22 protein-coding genes are annotated in these 21,911 nt (G+C 71.1%); 12 read left to right on the top strand and 10 right to left on the bottom strand.

Features of this window, described 5'->3' with window-relative positions; genetic code table 11:
- Together ACWENQ_RS28100 and ACWENQ_RS28105 are read left to right on the top strand one after the other, a co-directional pair.
- Positions 1 to 711, top strand: coding sequence for an alpha/beta hydrolase (locus ACWENQ_RS28100; protein WP_452416927.1), 711 nt, complete (start codon positions 1 to 3; stop codon positions 709 to 711).
- Positions 712 to 848: 137 nt separating this feature from the next.
- Positions 849 to 1,643, top strand: coding sequence for an alpha/beta fold hydrolase (locus ACWENQ_RS28105; RefSeq protein ID WP_452416929.1), 795 nt, complete (start codon positions 849 to 851; stop codon positions 1,641 to 1,643).
- Here the strand turns inward: ACWENQ_RS28105 and ACWENQ_RS28110 are convergent.
- The 3 genes from ACWENQ_RS28110 to mce form a co-directional block, all read right to left on the bottom strand.
- Positions 1,603 to 2,871 carry an AI-2E family transporter gene (locus ACWENQ_RS28110; RefSeq protein ID WP_452416931.1) on the bottom strand — a complete coding sequence of 423 codons (1,269 nt, stop codon included), beginning with the start codon at positions 2,869 to 2,871 and terminating at the stop codon, positions 1,603 to 1,605. The two genes, ACWENQ_RS28105 and ACWENQ_RS28110, sit on opposite strands and share 41 nt — an antisense overlap.
- 113 nt (positions 2,872 to 2,984) lie before the next feature.
- On the bottom strand, positions 2,985 to 4,295 hold the full coding sequence (locus ACWENQ_RS28115; RefSeq protein ID WP_354917307.1) for a DivIVA domain-containing protein: 1,311 nt from the start codon (positions 4,293 to 4,295) through the stop codon (positions 2,985 to 2,987).
- Between the two features lie 189 nt (positions 4,296 to 4,484).
- The gene (gene mce / locus ACWENQ_RS28120) at positions 4,485 to 4,910 is read right to left on the bottom strand and encodes a methylmalonyl-CoA epimerase (RefSeq protein ID WP_354917310.1); all 426 of its coding nucleotides are present in this window, start codon (positions 4,908 to 4,910) and stop codon (positions 4,485 to 4,487) included.
- Positions 4,911 to 5,049: 139 nt separating this feature from the next.
- Between mce and ACWENQ_RS28125 the strand changes: the two genes are divergently transcribed.
- Positions 5,050 to 6,240 (top strand): acetyl-CoA C-acetyltransferase, encoded by a 1,191-nt coding sequence (locus ACWENQ_RS28125; RefSeq protein WP_354917314.1) that lies wholly within the window; start codon positions 5,050 to 5,052, stop codon positions 6,238 to 6,240.
- Positions 6,241 to 6,366: 126 nt separating this feature from the next.
- Here ACWENQ_RS28125 and ACWENQ_RS28130 read toward each other — a convergent pair whose 3' ends face one another.
- Positions 6,367 to 6,519: a hypothetical protein gene (locus tag ACWENQ_RS28130; RefSeq protein ID WP_354917317.1), complete on the bottom strand. Its 153-nt coding sequence runs from the start codon at positions 6,517 to 6,519 to the stop codon at positions 6,367 to 6,369.
- 170 nt (positions 6,520 to 6,689) lie between these two features.
- Between ACWENQ_RS28130 and ACWENQ_RS28135 the strand changes: the two genes are divergently transcribed.
- Positions 6,690 to 8,327, top strand: a complete 1,638-nt coding sequence (locus tag ACWENQ_RS28135; RefSeq protein WP_452416932.1) for a DUF885 family protein — start codon at positions 6,690 to 6,692, stop codon at positions 8,325 to 8,327.
- On the opposite strand, the gene ACWENQ_RS28140 is transcribed toward ACWENQ_RS28135, so the two are convergent.
- Together ACWENQ_RS28140 and ACWENQ_RS28145 are read right to left on the bottom strand one after the other, a co-directional pair.
- Entirely contained in the window at positions 8,324 to 8,974 is a 651-nt protein-coding gene (locus ACWENQ_RS28140; RefSeq protein ID WP_452416933.1) for a DUF4230 domain-containing protein, read from the bottom strand. The genes ACWENQ_RS28135 and ACWENQ_RS28140 overlap by 4 nt on opposite strands.
- 39 nt (positions 8,975 to 9,013) lie before the next feature.
- A complete protein-coding gene (locus tag ACWENQ_RS28145) occupies positions 9,014 to 10,348 on the bottom strand; it encodes a hypothetical protein (RefSeq protein WP_449926577.1) in 1,335 nt (444 codons plus the stop codon).
- Between the two features lie 217 nt (positions 10,349 to 10,565).
- Between ACWENQ_RS28145 and ACWENQ_RS28150 the strand changes: the two genes are divergently transcribed.
- From ACWENQ_RS28150 to ACWENQ_RS28160, 3 genes are all read left to right on the top strand, one after another.
- Complete coding sequence (locus ACWENQ_RS28150) at positions 10,566 to 11,066, top strand: MarR family winged helix-turn-helix transcriptional regulator (RefSeq protein WP_354917329.1); 501 nt, start codon at positions 10,566 to 10,568, stop codon at positions 11,064 to 11,066.
- Between the two features lie 122 nt (positions 11,067 to 11,188).
- Entirely contained in the window at positions 11,189 to 12,121 is a 933-nt protein-coding gene (locus tag ACWENQ_RS28155; RefSeq protein WP_449926573.1) for a tetratricopeptide repeat protein, read from the top strand.
- A gap of 9 nt (positions 12,122 to 12,130) precedes the next feature.
- A complete protein-coding gene (locus ACWENQ_RS28160; protein ID WP_449926570.1) occupies positions 12,131 to 12,760 on the top strand; it encodes a cytidylate kinase-like family protein in 630 nt (209 codons plus the stop codon).
- On the opposite strand, the gene ACWENQ_RS28165 is transcribed toward ACWENQ_RS28160, so the two are convergent.
- Positions 12,735 to 13,892, bottom strand: a complete 1,158-nt coding sequence (locus tag ACWENQ_RS28165) for a phosphatidylinositol-specific phospholipase C1-like protein (protein ID WP_452416935.1) — start codon at positions 13,890 to 13,892, stop codon at positions 12,735 to 12,737. The two genes, ACWENQ_RS28160 and ACWENQ_RS28165, sit on opposite strands and share 26 nt — an antisense overlap.
- Before the next feature lie 186 nt (positions 13,893 to 14,078).
- On the opposite strand from ACWENQ_RS28165, the gene ACWENQ_RS28170 reads away from it, so the two are divergent.
- The gene (locus ACWENQ_RS28170) at positions 14,079 to 15,488 is read left to right on the top strand and encodes a malic enzyme-like NAD(P)-binding protein (RefSeq protein ID WP_449927074.1); all 1,410 of its coding nucleotides are present in this window, start codon (positions 14,079 to 14,081) and stop codon (positions 15,486 to 15,488) included.
- Positions 15,489 to 15,572: 84 nt separating this feature from the next.
- Here ACWENQ_RS28170 and ACWENQ_RS28175 read toward each other — a convergent pair whose 3' ends face one another.
- Positions 15,573 to 16,988 carry an MFS transporter gene (locus ACWENQ_RS28175; RefSeq protein WP_452416937.1) on the bottom strand — a complete coding sequence of 472 codons (1,416 nt, stop codon included), beginning with the start codon at positions 16,986 to 16,988 and terminating at the stop codon, positions 15,573 to 15,575.
- A 68-nt stretch (positions 16,989 to 17,056) separates the two neighbouring features.
- On the opposite strand from ACWENQ_RS28175, the gene ACWENQ_RS28180 reads away from it, so the two are divergent.
- Positions 17,057 to 17,668: a TetR/AcrR family transcriptional regulator gene (locus ACWENQ_RS28180; protein ID WP_449926562.1), complete on the top strand. Its 612-nt coding sequence runs from the start codon at positions 17,057 to 17,059 to the stop codon at positions 17,666 to 17,668.
- A 12-nt stretch (positions 17,669 to 17,680) separates the two neighbouring features.
- Here ACWENQ_RS28180 and ACWENQ_RS28185 read toward each other — a convergent pair whose 3' ends face one another.
- Entirely contained in the window at positions 17,681 to 18,517 is an 837-nt protein-coding gene (locus tag ACWENQ_RS28185) for a hypothetical protein (protein ID WP_452416938.1), read from the bottom strand.
- Between the two features lie 120 nt (positions 18,518 to 18,637).
- Between ACWENQ_RS28185 and ACWENQ_RS28190 the strand changes: the two genes are divergently transcribed.
- Positions 18,638 to 19,216 (top strand): YqgE/AlgH family protein, encoded by a 579-nt coding sequence (locus tag ACWENQ_RS28190; protein ID WP_449926556.1) that lies wholly within the window; start codon positions 18,638 to 18,640, stop codon positions 19,214 to 19,216.
- On the opposite strand, the gene ACWENQ_RS28195 is transcribed toward ACWENQ_RS28190, so the two are convergent.
- Positions 19,213 to 19,836: a TetR family transcriptional regulator gene (locus ACWENQ_RS28195; protein ID WP_449926554.1), complete on the bottom strand. Its 624-nt coding sequence runs from the start codon at positions 19,834 to 19,836 to the stop codon at positions 19,213 to 19,215. The two genes, ACWENQ_RS28190 and ACWENQ_RS28195, sit on opposite strands and share 4 nt — an antisense overlap.
- 121 nt (positions 19,837 to 19,957) lie before the next feature.
- Between ACWENQ_RS28195 and ACWENQ_RS28200 the strand changes: the two genes are divergently transcribed.
- Positions 19,958 to 21,538 carry an MFS transporter gene (locus ACWENQ_RS28200; protein ID WP_452416939.1) on the top strand — a complete coding sequence of 527 codons (1,581 nt, stop codon included), beginning with the start codon at positions 19,958 to 19,960 and terminating at the stop codon, positions 21,536 to 21,538.
- 95 nt (positions 21,539 to 21,633) lie between these two features.
- Positions 21,634 to 21,891 (top strand): DUF3039 domain-containing protein, encoded by a 258-nt coding sequence (locus ACWENQ_RS28205; protein ID WP_354917359.1) that lies wholly within the window; start codon positions 21,634 to 21,636, stop codon positions 21,889 to 21,891.
- The last annotated feature ends 20 nt before the right edge of the window (positions 21,892 to 21,911 follow it).

Here is a 21,911-nt window from a genome sequence, read left to right on the forward strand (position 1 = left end):
GTGGAGATCCGCGCGGCCACCGTCCTGCCCGCCAGGCGCGAGCCGATCGAGCTGCACACCGCCGACGGGCTGACCCTGGTCGGCGAGCTGGCCCTGCCCGCGGACAGGCCGCCGGTCGCGACGCTGGTGACCCTGCACCCGCTGCCCACCCACGGCGGGTTCATGGACAGCCACGTCTACAAGAAGGCGGCCAACCGGCTGCCCGCGCTGGCCGACCTGGCGGTCCTGCGCTTCAACACCAGGGGCACCTCCTCCGAACGCGGCACCTCGCAGGGCGCCTTCGACGGCGGCGAGGGGGAGCGCTACGACGTGGCGGCGGCGCTGGAGTACGCCGAGTTCCACGACCTGCCCCGCGTGTGGGTGGTCGGCTGGTCCTTCGGCACCGAGCTGACGCTGAAGTGGGCGCACGATCCGCTGGTGGAGGGCGCGATCCTGCTGTCGCCGCCGCTCAAGCGGGCCACGGACGACGATCTCGACGCCTGGGCCGCCTTCGGGCGTCCGCTGGTGGCGCTGGTGCCGGAGTTCGACGACTACCTGCGTCCCGAGGAGGCCAAGGAGAGGTTCGCCAGGGTGCCGGGGGCCGAGGTCATCGGGGTCGACGGGGCCAAGCACCTGTGGGTCGGCGAGCCGTACGTGCGGATCGTGCTGAACGAGATCGTCAAGCGGGTCAACCCGGCGGCCTACCCGCTGCCCACCGATCTGGCGGACTGAGGCTTCCGCGCGCCCCGCTCTCGTTCGGTCACGGCGAGGACGATCTGACGCCACAGGAGAAGCGGTCAGACCCTTGGCCGCATATCGGCACATGCCGCACGGTGATTGTCGGGGGGAACCGGGTTACCGTGAGGTGCGTGCAGCTCTACACGAGATCAGCGGGGACCGGCGTCCCCGTCGTCCTGCTCCACGCCTTCCCGCTCTCCTCGGCGATGTGGCTGGCCCAGCGCGAAGGCCTGGCCGCCACCTGCCGGGTCGTCACCCCCGACCTGCGCGGGTTCGGCGGCTCAAGGCTGGGCGACGACGAGCCCTCCCTCGACCTCATGGCCGACGACGTCGCCGCCATGCTCGACGGCGAGGGGATCGAGCGGGCCGTGATCGGCGGGCAGTCGATGGGCGGCTACGTGACGATGGCCTTCTGCAGGCGTCACCCCGACCGCGTGCTCGGCGTGATCCTCGCCGACACCAAGGCGAGCCAGGACACCGACCAGGCCAAGGACACCAGGGAGCGCATCGCGCGGCAGGTGGAGTCCGGCGGCACGGGCGTGCTGATCGAGGAGGTCCTGCCCGGCCTCATCGGCTCGACCACGAAGGAGCGCAGGGCGATGGTCTCCGGCAGGGTCCGGGGGCTCGTCCAGTCGGCGCCGCCAGGCGCGGTGGCGTGGGCGCAGCGGGCCATGGCGGGACGGCCCGACTCCTTCGACACCCTGGCCGCGCTCAAGGCCCCCGCCCTGGTGATCGTCGGTGAGGAGGACCGGCTCACCACCCGCGACGACGCCGAGGCGATGCTGCGGGCCGTACCGGACGGGCGGTTGACGGTGATCGAGCGGGCCGGCCACCTGAGCGCGGTCGAGCAGCCGGAGGCCTTCAACGCGGCCGTGGCCGCGTTCGTCAGCTCCGAGCTTGGCGAGGCAGCACGATCTCGCGGATGATCAGCGCGATCGCGGCGGCCACCGGGATGGCCAGCAGGGCGCCGACGATGCCCAGCAGGGCGCCGCCGAACAGCGCCGCGATCACGGTCACGGCGGGGGCCACGTCCACCGAGCGCTTCATGACGCGCGGGTAGATGAGGTAGTTCTCGACCTGCTGGTAGACGAGGAAGAAGATCGCGCACGCGATGCCGAGCGGCACCGACTGCAGGAACGCCACGCCGCTCACCAGCACCGCGCCGATCGTCGCGCCGACCAGCGGGATCAGGTCGGTGAGCGCGATCACCAGGGCCAGCGCCAGGGCGTAGCGCGCCCCCGCGACGGTCAGGAACGCCCAGCTCAGCACGCCCGCGATGACGGAGATGAGGATGTTGCCCGCCACGTAGCCGCCGATGCCGTCGAGGATCTCCTCGGTGATGGCGGCGGTCCTGGTACGGCGCGAGGCCGGCACGAGCTTGAGCAGGTACTCCTTGATCGAGTGCAGGGAGCCGAGGAAGTAGAGCATCAGCACCAGCAACGTCACGCCGGTGAACACCCCGTCCAGGACCACCAGGCCCGCGCCGACCAGCCCGCCGGCCAGCGAGGGCGCGAGCGTGTCGGTGACGAACGCCGCCAGCTTCGGCAGGAGCTGGTAGTCGGCGTCCAGCTGCCTGAGCGTCGGGTTGGCGATGAGCTGGTCGAAGTAGCCGGGCACGGCGGCGATGAAGTCGGCCGACTCCTGGCTCACCGGCGGCACGATGGCCAGGCCGAACAGCGCGAACAGGACGATGACGCCGGCGAAGACGATCGAGATGGACGTGCGCCGCTTCATGCGGCGCCGCTGCAGCGCCTCGACGGCCGGATTGAGCCCCGCCGCCAGGAACATCGCCACCACGATGAGAATGATCACGCTCAGCGAGTTGGTGATCAGATGACCGATGGCGATCGCGGTCAGCACGCCGAGCCCGCCCACGAGACCGAACAGGAAGGGTCCCCGGGCCAGCGGCTTGCCCGGCATCCCGTACGGCAGCGCGCCGTCGACCTGGCTCCACCCCCCGGCCTGGGGCGCCCCCGGGTCCCCCGCGACCGTCGTGGCCGGGCTCGCCGCGGGTGCTGTGGTCGGTTCCGCCGCCGGGCTCGCCGCGGCTGTCGTGGTCTGCTCCGCCGCCGGGTCCCCCGCGACCGTCGTGGTCTGCTCCGCCGCCGGGGGGCCCTGCTCGGGGGACGCGGGTTCCTCGACGTCGGCGGTCACGATGGCTCCAGGGAAGTGGGGGGATCCGGTCAAGCCGTACACGGACAACAAGAGAGCCTAGCGACCCAAGGTCACCAGGCTCTCTTCAGCCGTCGATCAGCCTCCGGATCGGGCTACTCCTGCCACCACTCCGAGTCGTCGTCCGCGGCCTGCGGCTTGGCGGCCGCAGCGGCGGGTGCGGGCGCGGGCGCGGGCGCCGGCTTCTCGCTGCCGTTGGACGCCGAAGGCGCCAGGGCCGGCTTCGGCGGGGCGGCGGTGACGGCCGGCTCGGGGTCCATGCCAGGAAGGGGCGCGCCGCCGAGAAGCTGGCGCAGCTGCGCGAGGTGGCTGGTGATGCTGTCACGCTGCCTGGTCAGCTCGTCGACCTGGCGCTGCATGCTGGTGCGGATGCGCTCGGCCTCGGCCTTGGCCTCGCTGACGATGTGCTCGGCGCTGGCCTTGGCCTCGGACGCGACCTGGTCGGCGTTCTTGCGGGCGTTGGCGACCAGCTGCTTGGCGTGGGTGTCGGCCTCGCGGCGGGTCTGCTCGGCCTGCTGGGTGGCCTTGGTGGCGCGGGACTCGGCGGTCGCCGCCCGCTGCTCGGCCTCGGCCACCAGCTTCTGGGTGGCGGCCTGCGCGGTCGCGTGGCGCTCGGCCTCCTGGCGCTCGGCCTCCTCGCGGCGGGAGGCGAGCTGGATCTCGAACTCGGCTTCGTCCTGGGCCCGCTTCGCCTCGGACTCCTCCAGCACCCGCTGGGCCTGGGCGCGCATCTCGTCGGCCTGGCGCTTGGCGGTGGTGAGGACCTCGTCGCGCTCCCGCTTGGTCGAGGCGCGCAGCTGGGCGACCTCGCGCTCGGTGGTCGTGCGCAGCTTGGCGATCTCGCGCTCGGCGTCGGCGCGCTTCTCGGCCACCTCGTGGTCGGCGGTGGCACGCAGCTTGGCGGCCTCGCGCTCGGTGGTGTTGGTCAGCTCCTCGGCCTCGCGGCGGGCCGTCGAACGGATCTCCTCGGCCTCGCGCTCGGCGGTGGTGCGCAGGTCGTCGGCCTCCCGGGTGGCCTGGGCGCGCTTCTCGGCCGCCTCGCTCTCGGCGGCGGCGCGCAGGTCGGCGGCCTCGACCTTGGCGTGGGCCTTGATCTCGTTGGCCTCGGACCTGGCGGCCTGGACGAGCTCGGTGGCCTGCTCCTCGGCAAGGCGCAGGAGCTGCTCGATGCGGGCGCCGAGACCCGAGTAGGTGGGGCGCTCCTGCTCCTGCAGCTGCCGCTGGGAGTCGGACAGGTCGCGCTGCAGGCTGGTGACCTGCTCGCGGGACTGGCGCAGCTCGTTGTCGAGCTGCTTGAGGTGGTCGTGGACCTGGTGCCGGTCGTAACCACGGAGCACCACGTCGAACTCGCGCGCTGGGGCGTCCTCGAAGAAGTTGTTGAGCTGGGCGTCGATGTCGGACTGCATGGAGGCTCGATCCTGGGTTGTCGAGACGGCTACACGGGCCGGACGGGGGGTTCGGGACATCCGAGTCTGGAGCCTGCTCCTGGCAGCAGGCTCCATGTCCGGTGGTAGGCCAGCGTACTCCGCTGTTGCCGCCTTGGAGGCCCCGTCCAACTATCTGCGTTACTAGTTACATATGAACCTTTTTTGCGTTTACCGGGAGCCAGTTGCCTGAACCAGCTCCGTGAGCATTCCTCCCACGTCCTTGGGGTGCAGAAACGCGATCGAGGAACCCATTGATCCATGTCGAGGCCGCTCGTCCAGCAGCCTGACGCCTTTCGCGCTGATTTGTTGCATGGCGTCCGCTACGTCCGGGACACCGAATGCCACGTGATGGACGCCTTCGCCGCGCTTGGCGAGAAACTTCCCGACCGGGGAGTCCGGCGACAGCGGCTCGAGCAGCTGAATGTAGGAGCCGCCACCCTCACCGTCGGCGATGTGCAGCATCGCCTCCTTGACGCCCTGCTCCTCGTTCGTCTCGCGCGCCACGACAGTCAGCTCGAACGTCCGCTCGAACAGCGCGATCTTCTCCTCCAGATCGTGGCAGGCGATCCCGATGTGGTCGATGCGCATAAACACGTGTGATCCGCCTCCATGGTGGTCGCTCGGCTGTGCCGGATGGAATGGACTTCCCAGGGGGAGTGGCCCCCTGGGATGCGTTCCACGCCGATGGGTATCGTGTCAAACGTCCCCTCGCGTGCACAGGAGGCCCGCTGCCATGTCTGGTTCCGTCATCGTCGCCGGAGCTCGCACTCCCATTGGACGCCTGCTCGGCGCCCTGTCCGGCCAGCAGGCCGTCGACCTGGGCGGTCTGGCGATCAAGGCCGCGCTCGAGCGCGCCGGAGTCTCCCCCGAGCAGGTCGAGTACGTCATCATGGGCCAGGTGCTGCAGGCCGGCGCCGGGCAGATCCCCTCTCGCCAGGCCGCGGTCAAGGCCGGCATCCCGATGACCGTGCCGTCGGTGACCATCAACAAGGTCTGCCTGTCGGGCCTGGACGCCATCGCGATGGCCGACCAGCTGATCCGCGCGGGCGAGTTCGACATCGTCGTCGCGGGCGGCATGGAGTCCATGACCAACGCCCCGCACCTGCTGCCCGCCCTGCGCAAGGGCGTCAAGTACGGCGGCTCGCAGATCGTCGACTCGATGGCGCACGACGGCCTGTTCTGCGCCTTCGACCAGTGCGCCATGGGCGAGTCGACCGAGCGCTACAACGCCGGGCTCGGCATCGGCAGGGCCGAGCAGGACGAGTTCTCGGCCCGCTCCCACCAGCTGGCCGCCGCCGCCATCAAGAACGGCGTGTTCGACGACGAGATCGTCCCCGTCGAGATCCCCCAGCGGCGCGGCGAGCCCGTGGTCGTCAAGGACGACGAGGGCGTGCGCGGCGACACGACCGTGGAGACGCTGGCCAAGCTGCGGCCCGCCTTCGCCGCCGACGGGACCATCACCGCCGGGTCCGCCTCGCAGATCTCCGACGGCGCGTGCGCCGTGGTGGTCATGTCCAGGGCGAAGGCGGAGGAGCTGGGGCTGCCCTGGCTGGCCGAGATCGGCCGCCACGGCAACGTCGCCGGGCCCGACGCCTCGCTGCAGTCGCAGCCGGCCAACGCGATCAAGCACGCGCTCGCCAAGCAGGGGCTGTCGGTGGACGACCTCGACCTGGTGGAGATCAACGAGGCGTTCGCCAGCGTGGTGATCCAGTCGGCCAAGGAGCTCGGCCTGCCGTACGAGAAGGTGAACGTCAACGGCGGCGGCATCGCGCTGGGGCACCCGATCGGCGCCTCGGGCGCGCGGATCGTGCTGACGCTGGCGCACGAGCTGAAGCGGCGCGGCGGCGGGCTCGGCGCGGCGGGGCTGTGCGGAGGCGGCGGCCAGGGCGACGCCCTCATCATCCGCGTGCCGCAGAACGGCTGATCGGCCAGAAAGCGGATCGGTCAGGGAACGGATCGGCCAGAAGCGGATCGGTCAGGAAACGGATCGGTCAGGACGACGAGAAAGCCCGGCCGCAGAGGTGATGGCGGCCGGGCTGTCGGACGGGGATCATGCGGCGCGGAGGCGGGCGAAGAGCGAGCGGTGCCGGCGCTCGGCATGCGGCGACCTGCGCGCCTGCCTCGCCAGCCGCTCCTCCGCGGCCACGGTGTGGAGCTCGCCGATCCGGCTCCGCATGATCTCGTAGTTGATTTCGGGGTTCATCCGGGTCTCCCGTGATGTCGTGTTTTTCCCTGACACTCTCTAGATTCGGGCTAAGGCCCGCCCCGCCACATCGGACGGATGCCCTATGTCCTGCCTGAGGTAGCGGCACAGGACGCCTAAGGCGGGGTGAGCGATGCCTAGGCATGCGGGGATCGGGAGGTAGGTGCGGGATGGCGGACGCGGGCGGCGTGCTCGGGGAGCTGGCGGAGCGCTTGTGGGAGTGGCGGATGGCGACCGCTCCCGACACCTCCGACGACATCACCAGGGTGGAGCGTCCGCCCGGCTGGGTCCCCGACTGGTCGGCCGCCGCGGTGGCTGCCAGGCGGGAGGCGTGGCGCGCCTTCGACGCCGAGCTGCGCGCGCTCGACCTGGCCGAAGCGCCCGTCGAGGTCAGGGTCGACGCCAGGCTGCTGGGCTCGGCGCTGGCCAGGGTGCGGTGGGAGCTGGACGTGCTGCGCTCGTGGCGGCGCAACCCCTGCTTCTACGTCGACCAGGCCCTGGTGGCCGTCTACAACCGGCTGCTGCCCCCGCCGCCGTTCACCGCCGAGCGGGCCGCCTCGATCGTCACGGTGCTGGGCGCGATCCCCTCGGTGCTCGCCCAGGGCCGCGAGAACCTGGAGGGCCACGCCGCCGCGCCGTTCGCCCGCTCGGCGATGACGCTGCTCGACGGCGCGGGGACGGCCCTGCGCACCGCGATGTCGGCCCTCGCGCCGCTGCTGCCGTCCGACGAGGGGCTGGGGGAGGCGACGGAGGCGGCCGTGCGGGCGCTCGACGGCTTCGCCGCGTGGCTGGACGAGCGGATGTCGTCGTTCGCCGACGAGACGGCCGTCGGGCCCGAGGGGCTGGCCTTCTTCCTCCACAGGGTGGCGCTGCTGCCGTACGGGGCCGAGCGGCTGCGCGCCATGGGGCGCCAGGAATGGGACAGGGCGGTGGCGATGGAGGCGACGCTGCGGCACCGCCACCGCGACGCGCCCGACCCCGTCCTCCCGGCCGACGCCGCGGCCCTCGTCACCCGGGAGGCGGCCGACGAGCTCGCGCTGCGCGCCTTCTACGTGGACAGGGGACTGCTGGGCCAGCCCGCCACCCTGCGCCACTACCGCTTCGCCGAGATGCCCGCCTACCTGGCGCCTCTGGCGTGGCTCGGCGTCCCGCACGAGATCGGTGTCGAGTCGAGTCCCGACGCCGACGCCGTCAGGTATGTCGAGCCGCCCCGGCCGGGCCTGCCGTACTTCGAGCTGGCCGCCGCCCGCGACCCGCGCGCCCAGCTCGCCCACGAGGGCGTGCACGCCCAGCAGCTGGCGCTGTCGTGGCGGCACCCTGATCCCGTACGGCGCCGCTACTACGACTCGGCGGCCAACGAGGGCATCGCCTTCTACCACGAGGAGCTGATGCTGCAGTCGGGGCTGTTCGACGACGCCCCGCACAGCGCCGTGTTCGTGGCCAACGCCATGCGGTTGCGGGCGCTGCGCGTCGAGGTGGACATCGCCCTCGCGCTCGGCGACCTGACGCTGGACCAGGCGGCGGACGTGCTGGCCGAGGCGGTGCCGATGGACCGGGCGACGGCGTGGGAGGAGGCGGTGTTCTTCTCCGGCAACCCGGGACAGGGGCTGAGCTACCAGATCGGCAAGCTGCAGGTGCTCGACCTGCTGGCCACCGCGTCGCGCCGCCGGGGCGAGGCGTTCGACCTCGGCGCCTTCCATGACCGGCTCTGGCTGGAGGGCAACGTGCCGCTCGCCCTCCAGCGCTGGGAGCTGCTCGGCCTCACCGACCACCTCGAGGAGGCCGACCGCCTGGCGGAGCGGGGCTAGGAGGCGGCCGTCGAGGTCACCGTCACCTTGCTGAAGCCGAGCGACTTCAGCAGCCCCTCCAGCATCGCCTTGGTGTTGGCGTCGGCGCGGGTCCGCAGGTCGCTGGCGACCGCGGCCTCGGAGATCTTCTTCTCGGACAGGACGTACAGCTCCTGCTGGTTGTCCGGCGACGACGACAGGAAGCCCTGCACCCTGTCGATCAGCCCGCGCTGGTGGGCGAAGACGTAGGAGCGCCTGTTGTCGAGGTTGGGCTTCTCCAGCTGGGCGGCGGGCAGGCGTACGGTGACCTCGGTGCGGTCGGCGTTGACGGTCACCGCGTCCTTGGCCAGCGACCCGAAGTCGACGTAGGCGTCGACGTTGCCGGCGCCGACGAACAGGGTCCGCGAGCCCTTGACCGCGTCGGGCAGGAACGGGGCGTCCTTCTCCAGGTCGACGACGACCTGGAAGGACCCGGTGGCCGCCTCGAACCTGGACAGATCGTGGATTGACTGCAGCAGCACCGGCTGGCTGCGGTCCACGGTCCGCTCGTCGAAGGGGTTGAGCCAGGTCCAGGCCAGCCGGGCGCCCACCACCACCAGGACCGCCAGCACCAGCAGTCCCGCCACGTATCGCCATCGCCTGCGCGTGGCCGCCGTCTGAACATTCATGCAGACACCACTGCCCTCATACAACCAGTGTCTACATGATCAACGCCAGCTCTGCGGTGACATCTCCGGACCCTGGCTCGCGCCGCTCGAGGTGGGATAGACCGGATAGCTCTGGCTGACGCTGGGGACGGGCGAGGCGAGCGCAGGCCCGCCGCCGAAGTGCCTGGCCGACAGCTGGCACGACTGGAAGTCGGTGTAGAACATGCGCAGCCACTCGCGGCGCTGGTGCTCGCTCAGGCCGGAGAACCACGCCGCGGCGTACTGGTGCTGCGGCAGCGGCCCGCCGGGCAGCGGCTCGCCGCGCAGCCACGCCGTCACGATCTCCCGGTAGCCGTCGGCGGTCGTGCCCGAGCAGTCGGCGGCCAGGCTCTCGACGAAGTCGTAGGCGGCCTGGTCGGCGAAGCCCGTCGACAGGTCGGGCACGTGGATCGGCACGATGCCCGTCGAGGCGCGCAGGCTCTCGCCCAGCGGCCGCTGCTCGACCCTGGTGAAGGCGGCGGGAGTGCCCGACAGCTTCGAAGCGATCTTGGTGAACGTGTCGCCCACCTCGGTCAGCCCGCCCCGCATGCCGGGGTGCAGGCACACCGTGATCGGCCACTCCTGACAGCTGTAGACCAGGGGCAGCGCGCTGGCCGCCTTGGGCTCGGTCACCAGCCTGGCCACCCCGGTGCCGGCGGCGAGGACCGCCATCAGCGCGAAGGCCAGTACCAGGGCCTGCCTGGTCACCACCGCGGCCCAGCCGAGCAGCAGGGCCAGTGCGACGCCGAGCAGCCACAGCGTCTGGTCGAGGAAGGCGGCGGCGGCCAGCCCCTGGAACAGGTCGTACGGCTCGCCGGTGCCGGGAGCGAGCTTGTCGACCCACGTCTTGCCGTCGGCCAGCCAGGTGAACAGCGCGTAGCAGCCCAGCCCCGCCGCCAGTGGCGTCATCGCCCGCGGCACGAGCCAGCCGGCCACCCAGCCGATGACGGCGTAGAGCGCCAGCCCCGCCATGCCCATGCCCAGGCCCGCCAGGTTGAGCCGCCCGGCCTGCTCGGTCAGCACCGTCTTGACCGCCAGCACCAGCACGGTGGCCGCGAACGAGCCCACCACCACGACCACGATGGCCAGCGGCGCCTTCAGCGCGATCCACGTCGACACGGTCCTGCCCCGCAGCGCGCGCCGCTTGCGCACGGCCACCCACGCCGCGAACGCAGCCGCCACGGGACCGGTCAGCTTCAGCGACCCGATCACCGCGACCACGATGTTCTCCCACGCGTCGACGCCCGGGATCAGGACGCTCCAGGCGGCCACCAGGCCCAGCGCCAAGAGCACGGCCGTCGTGACGGCCGCGCTCTGCTTCAGTTCCTCGCGCGTGACGCCGGCGTGCTCACGCACGGCGAAACCCCCCGCTGAAATACATCAAGCACCCCCCGTGCCCCATCAGCGACCGCGGAACACCGGCTCATGGCCGTCCCCTGGGCTCCGCGTCACCGTTTCGTGCGAGAACCATAACTGAGCGTGATGATTAGCGCCCGGGTTCTTGGTCAAGCGGTGAATCTGGTTGCGCTGAGTAATCATACGAACCAGGACGAGGGCACGCTAACGTAACGGTGTGTCGCTCAACCTGCCGTTCGATCCGATCGAGCGCGCTGCTGAGACCTGGCGCGTTCACTTCGGGCCGTCCTCCGCCATGGCCGCGGTCACTTCGATCATGAGAGCGCACCAGATCCTGCTGTCGCAACTGGACTCGCTCCTCAAGCCGTATGACTTGACCTTCGCCAGATACGAAGCGCTCGTGTTGTTGACCTTCAGCAGAACCGGCGCCCTCCCGCTGTCCAAGATCGGTGAGCGCCTGATGGTGCATCCCACCAGCGTCACCAACACCGTCGATCGCCTGGAGAAGGCGGGTCTGGTCGTTCGTCTGCGCAATCCGCGCGACGGCCGCGGGGTCCTCGCCGAGATCACCGACAAGGGGAGGGAGATCGTGGCCGCCGCGACCGGCGACCTGATGAACGCTGACTTCGGCATGACCATGTACGGCGAGGACGAACTACGCGAGATGTTCGACCTGCTCCGCACGCTCAGGGTGGCCTCGGGCGACTTCGGCGGCTGAGGGTCGCGCCCGCCCGCGGCCGGTTGCGGGCTCCCGCGGCTCGGCCTCAGAGGGCCGCGCCCGGCCCGGCTCGTGGCGGGCTCCTGCGCCTTCAGTCACCAAGATGCGGCAAGATGAGGAGCATGGCGGACATCTCTCGGCCCGGATCGCTCTACGGAGCGGTGGATCTGGGCGCCAGGAAGCAGGCACTCGAGGCACAGGCCCGGCGGGAGGCCGCGGGTCCCCAGGCGGCTGCCTCGGTGGTCGACGTCACCGACGAGACGTTCACGACCGACGTCATCGACCGGTCGATGAGCGTGCCCGTCATCCTCGACCTGTGGTCTCCGCGCGCCCCCGGCAGCGCCCAGCTCACCCCCGTCCTGGAGAAGGTCGTCTCCGACTTCGGCGGCAGGGTCACGCTGGCCAAGGTCAACGTCGACACCAGCCCGCAGGTCGCCCAGGCGCTGCGCGTGCAGGCCGTGCCGACCGTGCTGGCCATCTTCCAGGGCCAGGCGGTGACCGGGTTCCAGCAGGTGCTGCCCGAGCCCGAGGTACGCCGCTGGCTCGACGAGCTGATGGGCGCGGTCGAGCAGTTCTACCAGGCCAACCCGGACGCCAGGCCGTCCGCCGTCGAGGACGGCGCTCCCGCGCCCGAGGCGGCGCCCCTCGACCCCGACCTCGCGGCCGCCGAGAAGGCCATCGACGAGGGCGACCTCGACGCGGCCGCCGACGCCTACGAGCGCCTGCTGGCCCGCTCGCCCGGCGACGAGGACGCCCGGATGGGCCTGGCCGGTGTGGGCCTCATCAAGCGCACCGCCGGGGTCGACCCCGCCGAGGTGCAGCGCCGCATGCAGGATCCCGCCGACATCGAGGCGCAGCTGCTCGCCGCCGACCTCGAGATGCTCGCGGGCAACGTCGACGAGGCCTTCAGCAGGCTGGTCGGGGTGGTCAAGCGCACCTCGGGCGAGGAGCGCGACACCGTGCGCAAGCACCTGCTCGGTCTGTTCGAGGCGCTGCCCGGCGACGACCCGGCTCTGGTGAAAGGACGTAGGGCGCTTTCGAGCGCGCTGTTCTAGCCTGGAGCCATGCGGGTCGTCACCATTTCGGCGACATACGGCACGGCTGGGAGCGTCATCGGCCCGGCCGTCGCCGAGCGCCTTGGCGTCCCCTTCGTCGACCGGGCGATTCCCAGCGCCGTGGCCCAGGAGCTCGGCTGCTCCCTGGAAGAGGCGCTGGTCCACGACGACAGGGCGGAACACGGCCTCGGACGGCTGCTCTCAGGGGCGATGCGGCTGCCGACGGTCACCTTCGGGGGAGTCGACATGTACCTGCCGGGCTCGATGCCCCTGGCGCCTGAGGAGTTCGTCAACCGCACCGAACGCATGATCAAGGAGACGGCGCGGGCCACGGGCGGGGTGTTCCTCGGCCGTGCGGGCGCGCTGGTGCTGGCCGACCATCCGGGCGCCCTGCACGTGCGCCTCGACGCGCCGCTGCGCAGGCGGGTGCTGCAGACGGCGGCGCTCGCGGAGGTGTCCGAGCGCGAGGCGCGCAGGGTGGTCGAGGACAACGATCGGGCCAGGTCGGCATATGTCCGGCATTTCTACCGGGCCGACCCGGCCGATCCGCAGCACTACCAGCTCGTCATCGACAGCACCACGATCCCGGTGCGGGTCTGTGTCGAGCTCGTCGTCACGGCTGCTGAGGCGCTGTCCTGAGGCGAGGCTCCAGCGTGTGGTCGCGGCAGCCGCGCTCCGCGCTGACCGGGTTGCAGCGCGCGGTCGCGCCGCCGGGCAACTCGGCCACGTAGTCGCTGCCGTTGCGCGCCGACAGGCCGACGACGGGGAAGTCGGTGCTGATCATCTGGGCGCCGCTGTCGAGCGCCGCCTTCAGCCGGGTGGTGTCGCCCGACCTGGCCTCGGTGAACGGCACGTCCGAGCGGGTGCGGACGTAGTAGCCGCGCCGCACGAAGTCCTGGATCTGGGCGGTGTTGGCGCCCAGCGGGTCGTTCCAGCCGATGAAGGCGGCGTCGGGACGGCCCGGCCTGGAGTTGGTGAACAGCACCCTGCCCTCCAGGTTGGGGTGGCCGGTCAGGTAGGGCGTCTGGACGTCGGCCCCTGAGTTGTCCATGAAGAACATCACCTTGCCGCGCGCGGACTCCAGGCGCGGCCAGCCGTACTTCAGCACGCTCTGCTCCAGCGAGAGGCCGGGCCTGCGCAGGTCGTCGGCGGTGATGAGCCGGTCGTCGGAGAAGACGCCGCGGATCTCCGCGTCGAGGGCGTCGAGCAGGGCCGCGTCCCAGGTGGGGCTCTTGGCGCCGCCCATGGCCTCCTTGGCCGGGTCGGTGCGCTTGAGCTCGGTCAGGATGGTCAGCGGGACGTGACCCGGGTTGGCGTCCGACCAGTCGCGCACCTGGCGCAGGCAGGCCACCAGCGTCGAGCAGTTGGTGGCGTAGTCGTGGTCGGCCCAGTGCAGCACCTTGAAGCCCGGCGCGGCCAGGCCCGGGTCCTGCAGCGGCGGCAGCCCGGCGTCCCTGCGCACCAGAGGCTTGGTGTAGAGGCCGCCCTGCGGGTCGGGGAAGACGTCGAGCTCGATCCCGCGCACCCGCTGCGTGCCGAACTGGTGCGGGATGGCCGGATGGGAGTACTGCAGGTTCCACCAGTTGGCGTCGGTCCTGCGCTGGACGTCCTTCTCGGCATCGGTCAGCTCGCGGTGGTAGCTGTTGTGGGTGGCGATCGTCTGGATCTGGTTGATCCTGACGTCGGACCTGCCGGTGGTGCCGACGGCCGGTGCCGCCGAGGTGAGGACGGCCAGCGCGGTCGCGGCGAGCAGGGCGGTGAGGCGGGGCATGCGGCTCCTCGAGGGGTTCGTGGGGGCGCCTCCGACGGTCGCCGGAGGCGGTGAACACCCGATCAAGAAAGAGTTCTCCCTTTTCGGAAATGTCCGTAAACACGCCCGTAAAGGTGGCTGTCGAGAGGACTCGTGGGAGGTGGCACCATGGATGCATCCTTGGTCAGGCGCAAAGGAGCGATAGACGTGGCCACCGTCCCGAGCGTGTCCTACTCCATCACCGTGCGGCTCGAGGTGCCCGCCGGAGGCAAGGCGGTCAGCCAGCTGACCCACGCCGTAGAGTCGGCGGGTGGCGTGGTGACCGCGCTCGACGTCACCAACGCGGGTCATGAGAAGCTGCGCATCGACGTCACCTGCGCGGCCAGGGACACCGACCACGCCCAGCAGATCGTCGACCAGCTGGAGGCGGTCGAGGGCGTCGTCATCCACAAGGTCTCCGACCGCACCTTCCTCATGCACCTCGGCGGCAAGATCGAGATGAAGTCGAAGGTGCCGCTGCGCAACCGCGACGAGCTGTCCATGGCGTACACGCCGGGCGTCGCCCGCGTCTCCATGGCCATCGCCCGCAACCCCGAGGACGCCCGCCGCCTCACCATCAAGCGCAACAGCGTGGCGGTCGTCACCGACGGCTCGGCCGTGCTCGGCCTCGGCAACATCGGCCCCGCCGCCGCACTGCCCGTCATGGAGGGCAAGGCGGCGCTGTTCAAACGGTTCGCGGGCATCGACGCCTGGCCGATCTGCCTCGACACGCAGGACGTCGACGAGATCGTCTCCATCGTCCGCGCCATCGCGCCCGGCTTCGGCGGCATCAACCTGGAGGACATCTCCGCGCCGCGCTGCTTCGAGGTCGAGGCCCGCCTGCGCGACCTGCTCGACATCCCCGTCTTCCACGACGACCAGCACGGCACCGCCATCTGCGTGCTGGCCGCGCTGACCAACGCCCTGCGCGTCGTCGACAAGCGCCTCGAGGACGTGCGCATCACGATGGCGGGCGCGGGCGCCGCCGGCACCGCCGTCCTGCGCCTGCTGCTGGCCGCGGGCGCGCGCAACGTGGTCGTCTGCGACTATCTCGGCGCCGTCCACCAGGGCCGCGACGACCTCGACGACTCCCTGCGCTGGATCGCCGAGCACACCAACGCCGAGGGCTACTCCGGCGACCTGCGCGGCGCGGTCAAGGGCGCCGACGTCTTCGTGGGCGTGTCGGCTCCCGGCATCCTCAACGGCGACGACATCGCCACCATGGCCCCGAACGCGGTGGTGTTCGCCCTGGCCAACCCCGAGCCCGAGGTCTCGCCCGACGACGCGCGCGAGCACGCGGCCGTCGTGGCCACGGGGCGCTCCGACTACCCCAACCAGATCAACAACGTGCTGGCCTTTCCCGGCGTGTTCCGCGGCCTGCTCGACGCCCAGGCCAAGGAGGTCACCCAGCAGATGCTGCTGGCGGCGGCGGGCGCGCTGGCCGCGGTGGTGACGCCGGAGGAGCTCGGCCCCAACTACATCATCCCCAGCGTCTTCCACCCCGACGTCTCGACCGCCGTCGCCGCGGCCGTCCGCGAGTCGGCCGGTGGCCGGGCGCGCGGCTTCACCGAGGCCTGACCCGCGCGGCTCCCTTCGCGACAGTGGCCGCTCTCCCGGACCCGACGGGTCCGGGAGAGCGGCCACTGTCGCGTCGCGCGGCGGTCACTCCGTGGTGGGCTTCGGGCGCAGCACGGCGCTCACCAGGGCGCCCAGCACGACGAGCGCCGCGTTGACCAGAACGGCGGTCCGCACCCCGCCCAGCACGTCGGCCCCCGTCGCCATCGCCGCCGTGACGACCGCGCTCATGACCGGGATGCCCATCGTGATCCCCACCTGCTGCGTCATCGTGGCCAGGCCGGTGGCCAGGCCGGTGGCCAGGCCCTGCTCGGAGTCGGGCAGGCCCGAGGTGGCGGTCACCATGAAGCCGACGATCGCCAGCATGTTGCCGACACCGCCGATGAAGGTGGCCACCAGCAGCAGCCAGATCCACCCGGGCGAGGTGCCGAGCAGCGCCAGCGCGGCCGTCGCGGCGGCCTGGACGGCGAAGCCGGCGATCAGCGTGGCGCGGCTGCCGAGGCGGGCGATGACGCGGGAAGCGCCGACGCCGCCCACGACCGTGCCCAGGCCGAGCACGCCGAACGCGAGCCCCGTGGCCAGCGCCGAGTAACCGAGCACCTTCTGCAGGTAGAGCGTCATGAGGAAGACCAGCGACGTCTCGGTGGCGAAGGCGATCAGCCCGGCCAGGTTGCCCCACTTGACGCTCGGCCGCTTGAGGACGGCGACGGGCACGAGGGGTGCGACGGCCCTGCGTTCGGCGAACCAGAACGCCACCAGCAGCACCGCCCCGGCGGCGAGCGCGCCGAGCGCGACCGGCGCGGCGAAGCCGTACTCGCCGGCCTGGGTGAGGCCGAAGACCAGCGCGAGCAGTCCCGTGGTCACGGTCACCGCGCCGAGGACGTCCATCGCCGGCCGCCGCTCGTGCCGGCTCTCGGCCAGGACGGCGGGCGCCGCGACCAGGACGGCGAGCGCGACGGGCACGTTGACGAAGAAGGCCCACCGCCAGCTCAGCAGATCGGTCAGCAGGCCGCCCAGGACGGCGCCCGAGGTGAAGCCCGCCGACATCAGCGCGCCGTTCAGGCCGAGCGCCCGGTCGCGCAGGGATCCCTCAGGGAAGGAGGTGGTCAGCAGCGACAGGCCTGCGGGGGTCACGATCGCGGTGGCCAGGCCCTGGGCGACCCTGGCGACCAGCAGCATGCCGGGCGAGGTGGCCAGCCCGCCGGCCAGGGACGACACGCCGAGCAGCGCCATGCCGGCCAGGAAGAGCCGGCGCCTGCCGAACAGGTCCGCGATGCGGCCGAACAGCAGCGTGAAGCCGGCGGCGGCCAGGGCGAAGGCGGTGGCGATCCACTGCAGCTCCGACAGCGCGAAATCCAGGCCCTGGCCGATGACGGGCAGGGCGACGTTCAGGATCGAGAAGTCGACGGCGAGCATGAACTGGGCGCCGAGCAGGAGGGTCAGGGTCAGTTTCTGCCGGCCCGTCATGGTGGTGGCGGGCGCGGACACGTCCAACGCGGTCATGGACAGCCCCTTAATGGGTCGCAAGTTCCTTTAAGATGAGACAGACAGTAGCACGATGGGAGGCTTTAATGGAACAGCAGACCCATTTGGCGGGAACGGTACGGCCCGGCGGCCGTACGGCGAGGGTGCGCGCCGCGGTGCTGGAGGCCACCCAGGACGAGCTGGTGGAGCGGGGCTTCCACGGACTGGCCATGGACCAGGTGGCGGCCCGGGCGGGCGTCGGCAAGACCACCGTCTACCGGCGCTGGGGCGGGCCGGCGGGGCTGGTGATCGACCTCATGACGGAGCTGGCCGACCAGTCGGCGCCGCACGCGGACACGGGGTCGGTGGAGGGCGACCTGATGGCGAACGCGACCGGCGTGCTGGGCGCGGTCACCGACGAGCGGCTGGGGGCGACACTGCAGGCCGTGATCGCGGCGGCCACCTGCGACGAGCAGGCGGAGGTCGCGCTGCGGGAGTTCTACCTGCGGCGGGTGCGGGAGTGGGCGGCGGTGGTCGACCTGGCCGTGGCCAGGGGGGAGCTGCCCGAGGGGACCGACGGGATGGACGTGGTGCGGGCGGTCTCGGCCCCGATCTACTACCGGCTGCTGGTCACCCGCGAGCCGGTGGACGAGCGGGTGGCCGAGCGGGCGGTCAGGGCGGCCCTCGCCGCCGCGAGGGCGGGCGCCTTCGTCCGGTGAGCTCCCGGCGCCCTACCGCTCGGGGTCCGGGTGGCGGCGGCGCGGCGTGAGAGTGGTGACCAGCGGCCCGTCGGGCGTCTGGCGCGGCCAGATGGAGCCGTACCACCACACGATCGCGCCCATCACCACCAGCCCGGCCCCGGTCGCCAGCTTGCCCAGCAGGTCCGCGGGCGGCCCGGTGTGCGGCAGGCGCCCGTCGCGGTCATGCCAGTTCGCCCAGCGGCCGTGGCCCCAGTCCTGTCCCCACCCCGCCAGGCGGCCGTCGTCGTCCCCGTCCGCGCCTGGCCCGTCGCCGCCCCACTCGCCGGGCCTGTCGTCGCCCCCGTTCGACCAGGGGCCGTCGGCGCCCCAGTCGCCCAGGGGCTTGTCGCGGTCCCAGAGCCCCCCGGGCCCGTCGTCGTCGCCGAACAGCGCCCAGCGGGCCTGGCCCTGTTCGCCGCCGTGTTCGCCGCCCTGTCCGCGGCCCTGGTCGCCGTGCTGGGGGCAGCCGTTGAACAGGCGCCGCGTGTCGACCACCTTGCCGTCCTGGCCGTCGGCGGTGTAGCTGACCTCGAGCCCCGCCGAACGGCCGCGCGGCACCGGCACGTAGACCGTCGTGCTCCTGTGCGGCCGCAGCGTGCCCTGCTCCACCAGCCGGTCGTCCTTCGCGACGGCGTACCCCGACGGGTGGTCGCTGGTGCTCCTCAGGACCACGGCGGCCATGTTCGTGTCGCAGGAGGTCCTGCGCAGCGACATGGTGAACGGCTCGCCCTCCTCCGCCTTCCACGCGGAGGCGGCCGACGGCAGCAGGAGGATCGCCCCGAGCGGTGCGGTCGCCACGAGAAGGGCGAGTCGGCGTCCGGCGGTCATGGCTCCTCCTGAGCACACGAGAAAGCGATCTTTGCTACCTACAGTGCCCATATGTATGCGCTCCGTAACATCGCGAACCTGGGGGCGCGAGATGCCGTGTACACCGGTCATGATGGAGGCATGGCGGAGGCGATCTACGTCGGCGGGCTGTTGGTGGCGACGCCACTGCTCGACGACCCCAACTTCCGGCGCAGCGTGGTGCTGATCCTCGAACACGACGTCGACGGCGGCACCCTCGGCGTCGTGCTGAACCGGCCGAGCGAGATCGCCGTCACCCAGGTGCTGCCGGTCTGGGACACCCTGGTGAGCGGGCCCGCCGTCCTGTTCGAGGGTGGTCCCGTGCAGACCGACAGCGCGCTTGCGCTGGCCGCGGTGCCCAGCGGGGAGGAGCCCCTGGGGTGGCGGCGGCTCCACGCCGGCACGCCGTCGGTGGCCAGGCTCGGCACCGTCGACCTGGACGCGCCGCCGGAGATCCTGGCGGGCGAGATCGCCCAGATGCGGATCTTCGCGGGCTACGCGGGCTGGACGTCGGGCCAGCTGGAGAGCGAGATCGCCGAAGGCGCGTGGTACGTCGTCGACTCGGAGGCGGGCGACACCTTCAACGCCGATCCCAGTGGCCTGTGGCGGACCGTCCTGCGCAGGCAGCGCGGCGAGCTGGCCTTCGTCGCCACCCACCCCGACGATCCGACCCTGAACTAGCCGCCCAGGTCCCAGCCGGGCCGGAAGCTCCGCTCGGCGAGGACGAGCGCCTCCTCCACGCGCTCGAACATCGCCGGCAGGTCGTTCTCGATCTCCTGGGGGCGCGGGCACTCGAAGCCGACGCGTACCGTCGCCATGGCGTAGGCGACGACCAGGTGGGGGAGCTGGTCGGTCTCGGCGTCGCGGCCCTGGCGCCTGGCGATCTCGACGGCCAGCCGCCGCTCGGTCTCGACCCCGCGGGCCACGCTCTTGCCCGCGAGTGCGGGGTTGGCCTGCATGAGCTGCCGCATCTTCAGGAACCTCGCGGTGTCCTCGGACGTTGCCCCGGTGAACTCGTGCAACATGACCCGCAGCGCCTGCAGGAGCGAGACGAAGGGGGGCTCATCACCGGGACGGCACGCGAGCGCCTCGCTGACGATCCCTTCGCTGTGGTCGTGGAACCACAGGACGACGTGCTCCTTGCTGGTGAAGTAGCGGAAGAACGTGCGAGCCGAGATCTCGACCGCACCCGCGATCTGCTCGACGGTGGTCGCCTCGTATCCTTGTTCGAGGAACAGGTCGACCGCCGCGTCGATGATCGCCAGGCGCGTCTTCTCCTTTTTACGTTCTCGTAGGCCCATGGCAACCTCCCTGTCACAGTGTGCCATAAGTCAGGTGCTGGCAAACAAAACCATTTGTCATTTGTCAGTCTGTGTCATAAATTGCTCGGGCTAACGATTCGTCCGTACTGAGGGGGCTCCCATGGCTCAAGCCAAGACGGTGGCGGCGCCGACGCCGTCAGAGGCGGAGGGAGGTGCGAAGGGCAGTCCATGGCTGACACTTCTGGCGGTGTCGCTGGGTGTGATCATGGTGATGCTCGACGGCACCGTGGTCGGCATCGCCAACCCGGTGATCGGCGCGGAACTGCGCGCGTCCCTGTCCGACCTGCAGTGGGTGACCAGCGGCTACCTGCTGGCGCTGGCGGTCTTCCTGATCACCGCGGGCAAGCTGGGTGACCTCTTCGGCCACAAGCGGATCTTCCTGATCGGTGTCGCGGGCTTCACCGTGACGTCGCTGGCGATCGGCTTCACCGGCTCGATCACCGCGCTGATCTTCTTCCGTGTGCTCCAGGGCCTGTTCGGCGCGCTGCTGCAGCCGGCCGCGCTCGCCCTGCTCCGCGGCGCCTTCCCGGGGCCGAAGCTGAACCAGGCGATGGGCGCGTGGGGTGCCATCATCGGCCTGTCCAGCGCGGCGGGCCCGATCGTGGGCGGCCTGCTGGTGGAGAACGTCAGCTGGCAGTCGGTGTTCTTCATCAACGGCCCCGTCGGCCTGCTGGCGCTGATCATGGGCGTGGTGATCATCAAGGAGAACAGGTCCCAGCTGATGTCGAAGGTCGACTGGCTGGGCGTGGTGCTGCTGTCCGGGGCGATGTTCGCGCTGGTCTGGTCGATCATCAAGGCTCCCGAGTGGGGCTGGGGCGACATCAAGACCATCGGCTTCCTGATCGGCTTCGCGGTGCTGGCGGGGCTGTTCATCGCATGGCAGGCCATGGCGCGCCAGCCGCTGGTGCCGCTGTCGATCTTCAAGAACCCCTCGGTCTCCATCGGTGTCGGCCTGATGATGATGGTCGCCTTCGCGATGTTCGGCGCCATGTTCTTCCTGGGCTTCTTCTTCCAGGGCGTGCACGGCCTGACGCCGCTCGAGGCCGGCCTGCGGATGCTCCCGATGAGCGCCGGCATGATCATCGCCTCGCCGCTGGCGGGCATGGCGATCGGCAAGCTGGGTCCGAAGATCACGATGGCGGCCGGTCTGGTGATCACCGCTCTGGCGATGTTCCTGATGTCCCGCCTGGGTGTCGACGCCTCCTTCGTCGAGAGCGGCATCCCGTTCCTGGTGCTGGCCTTCGGCCTCTCCCCGGTCTTCGTCGGCGCCACCGAGATCATCGTGGGCAACGTCGAACCCCAGTACGCCGGTGTGGCCGGTGGCGTGCAGCAGTCGGCCATGCAGGTCGGCGGCGCGCTCGGCACCGCGATCCTCGGCGCGGTCATGGCCGGCGAGATCGCCGACAGGCTGCCCGGTTACCTCGGCCCGGTCGCCAAGGACATCCCGGCGGACAAGATGCACCTGCTGGAGCAGGCGGCCGCCTTCGGCACGGCACCCACCCAGGGCCTGCCGGACCAGGTCGCCCAGGTGATCACCAACGCCGTCCACAGCTCGTTCATGGACGGCATGCACCTGGCCTTCCTGGTGAGCACCTGCGTCGCCATCCTCACCGCGATCCTGGCGCTGTTCGTCAAGCGCGGCAGCCAGTCGACCGAGGGCGCGCCCGTCCACGTCGGCTGACGACACACCGTGCGCGAAAGCCCGGCTCCCGACCCCGAGCGGCGGGAGCCGGGCCTTTTCCTGGACGGGCCCCGGATCCGCATAGACTCGTTGGCGTGAGCACGAAGATCCTTCCTGAGCAGGAAACCACGCCGCGGCTCTCGCATGGCGACGGCGACCACGAGCGGTTCGCCCACTACGCCGACAAGCACAAGATCACCGAAAGCATGGTGACCGGCACGCCGATCCGCGCCCTGTGCGGCAAGGTATGGGTGCCCAGCCGCGACCCCAAGAAGTACCCCGTCTGCCCTGAATGCAAGGAAATCTATGGGGGTCTCCCCAAGGGCGGAGACGGGGATGACAACAAGCAGTAACAAGCAGTAACAAATAGTGA

It is taken from the genome of Nonomuraea sp. NPDC004354, from assembly GCF_053602555.1.

What these genes read in the sequence shown, in the direction of transcription:
- ACWENQ_RS28185 (WP_452416938.1), bottom strand. Translation starts at nt 18,517, where the DNA reads ATGACCGCCGGACGCCGACTCGCCCTTCTCGTGGCGACCGCACCGCTC.
- ACWENQ_RS28135 (WP_452416932.1), top strand. Translation starts at nt 6,690, where the DNA reads ATGGCGGACGCGGGCGGCGTGCTCGGGGAGCTGGCGGAGCGCTTGTGG.
- ACWENQ_RS28115 (WP_354917307.1), bottom strand. Translation starts at nt 4,295, where the DNA reads ATGCAGTCCGACATCGACGCCCAGCTCAACAACTTCTTCGAGGACGCC.
- ACWENQ_RS28200 (WP_452416939.1), top strand. Translation starts at nt 19,958, where the DNA reads ATGGCTCAAGCCAAGACGGTGGCGGCGCCGACGCCGTCAGAGGCGGAG.
- ACWENQ_RS28160 (WP_449926570.1), top strand. Translation starts at nt 12,131, where the DNA reads ATGCGGGTCGTCACCATTTCGGCGACATACGGCACGGCTGGGAGCGTC.
- ACWENQ_RS28125 (WP_354917314.1), top strand. Translation starts at nt 5,050, where the DNA reads ATGTCTGGTTCCGTCATCGTCGCCGGAGCTCGCACTCCCATTGGACGC.
- ACWENQ_RS28155 (WP_449926573.1), top strand. Translation starts at nt 11,189, where the DNA reads ATGGCGGACATCTCTCGGCCCGGATCGCTCTACGGAGCGGTGGATCTG.
- ACWENQ_RS28175 (WP_452416937.1), bottom strand. Translation starts at nt 16,988, where the DNA reads ATGACCGCGTTGGACGTGTCCGCGCCCGCCACCACCATGACGGGCCGG.
- ACWENQ_RS28130 (WP_354917317.1), bottom strand. Translation starts at nt 6,519, where the DNA reads ATGAACCCCGAAATCAACTACGAGATCATGCGGAGCCGGATCGGCGAG.
- ACWENQ_RS28140 (WP_452416933.1), bottom strand. Translation starts at nt 8,974, where the DNA reads ATGAATGTTCAGACGGCGGCCACGCGCAGGCGATGGCGATACGTGGCG.
- ACWENQ_RS28180 (WP_449926562.1), top strand. Translation starts at nt 17,057, where the DNA reads ATGGAACAGCAGACCCATTTGGCGGGAACGGTACGGCCCGGCGGCCGT.
- ACWENQ_RS28165 (WP_452416935.1), bottom strand. Translation starts at nt 13,892, where the DNA reads ATGCCCCGCCTCACCGCCCTGCTCGCCGCGACCGCGCTGGCCGTCCTC.
- ACWENQ_RS28190 (WP_449926556.1), top strand. Translation starts at nt 18,638, where the DNA reads ATGGCGGAGGCGATCTACGTCGGCGGGCTGTTGGTGGCGACGCCACTG.
- ACWENQ_RS28195 (WP_449926554.1), bottom strand. Translation starts at nt 19,836, where the DNA reads ATGGGCCTACGAGAACGTAAAAAGGAGAAGACGCGCCTGGCGATCATC.